Annotated in this window: 1 protein-coding gene; it reads left to right on the top strand. The window is 61.6% G+C overall.

Annotation, left to right across the window (positions count from 1 at the left end; all coding sequences use genetic code 11):
- Window positions 1–870: 870 nt before the first annotated feature.
- Window positions 871–1,499: saccharopine dehydrogenase family protein (locus AC5ZGW_RS46240; protein WP_496114169.1), on the top strand; the 629-nt coding region annotated here is incomplete at its 3' end.

Raw genomic sequence — 1,499 nt, 5'->3', positions numbered from 1 at the left:
GCAAGGATCGCGTCCTGATCGAGCGCGACCGTCTCCAGCGCGGGCCGCAACAGATCGAGATCCGATACCGGCAGTGTGGCCAGGAGACAGTTAGGCATTCCGCCCGGACGCGTCACTGCAGATGACCCGCGGTGAGGCACTTCATTCCGGGTGGTGCGAAGCGGCGGCCTTAACATATGTTTAGATCTGCTGTCGCTACTCGCGCTGAGATCCAACTCACTTGCAAATTCGGATATTCCAACTGGATGTCGGCTCAAGCGTGAGTCCTCATCGACACGAACGGATCAATTTTAGGGGCTTGCGCCGGCGACATGCGCACGGCGAGTAAGGGAAGAGAGTCAGTGCAAACGGCAGTCTCGATGCAGTTGCAGCGCGAAAATACGCAAGCTGCGAAAGGTGCTCTTCTCCACCCGCGCTGCGTAGCACCGATCTTCGGTTCCACCCATGTCGAATATGAGGGGCAGCTGGCCTTTGGCGCATTCCGCGTGTCATACAATTGTTAAAATTGGACCGGTGCGTCGATCGATAGGAACGGGCGAACAGTGCTGACGGGTGGTGGACTAGCCGCTCCCCGCATTGGCACGATGGCGTTCTAATCGCCAAGAGGTAACAGATTTAGCGGCTTCCGGTTATGGCACCTATGGACATGCCGACCGTAGTGAGCGATGTCCGCTTTCAGGGGTAACTCGGAAGACATTTGCTCACACGGAGTTCTTCTCAGTTTGAGCCCAACCGAACGTTGCGCACGCCAAGGCAGGAACTCTGGTATCCTCCGTTTACGCGATGGTTCGGTGAAGCGGCGGACCCTCAAAAGGCCTCTGCTGCTCGTGCTGAGCGTCAGTCTCCCGGGTCTCGAGGAGGACCAACGTCGTGAAGCGGGACTTCGACCTCATCGTCTATGGCGCGACGGGTTACACGGGCCGTCTCATCGCCGAATATCTGGCGACGTCCTATCGCGGCGAGGATGCTCCGTCGTGGGCGATTGCGGGACGCTCGACCGACAAGCTCCAGAAGGTGCGTGCCGACATCGGCGCACCAGACGATTTGCCGTTGGTTAAGGCGGATGCCGCCGAGCCGGCCAGCCTGCGTTCGATGTGCGAGCGTGCGGTCGTGATCATCACGACGGTCGGGCCTTATCAGCTCCACGGTCCCGAGCTTGTGGCGGCCTGCGCGGCTACGGGCACGGCCTATGTTGATCTGTGCGGCGAGCCGGCTTGGATGCGGCGCATGATCGACGCCCATCACGCAGAGGCGAAACGGACCGGCGCGCGTATCGTCTTCTCTTGCGGCTTCGATTCCATCCCGTTCGACCTTGGCGTTCTCACGTTGCAGGAGAAGGCGCGCGAGAAGTTCGGACGCCCGGCGCGGCGGGTCAAAGCCCGCCTGCGCAAGGTGAAAGGCGGCATGTCTGGCGGCACCGCGGCGAGCGCTCAGGCGACGTTGGCTGCCGCCGCGCGCGACCCGGCCCTGATCCGGCTGCTGACCGATCCCTTCGCCTT

The organism is Bradyrhizobium sp. Crot121, from assembly GCF_059512385.1.
This window is presented reverse-complemented; position numbering and strand designations above follow the sequence as displayed.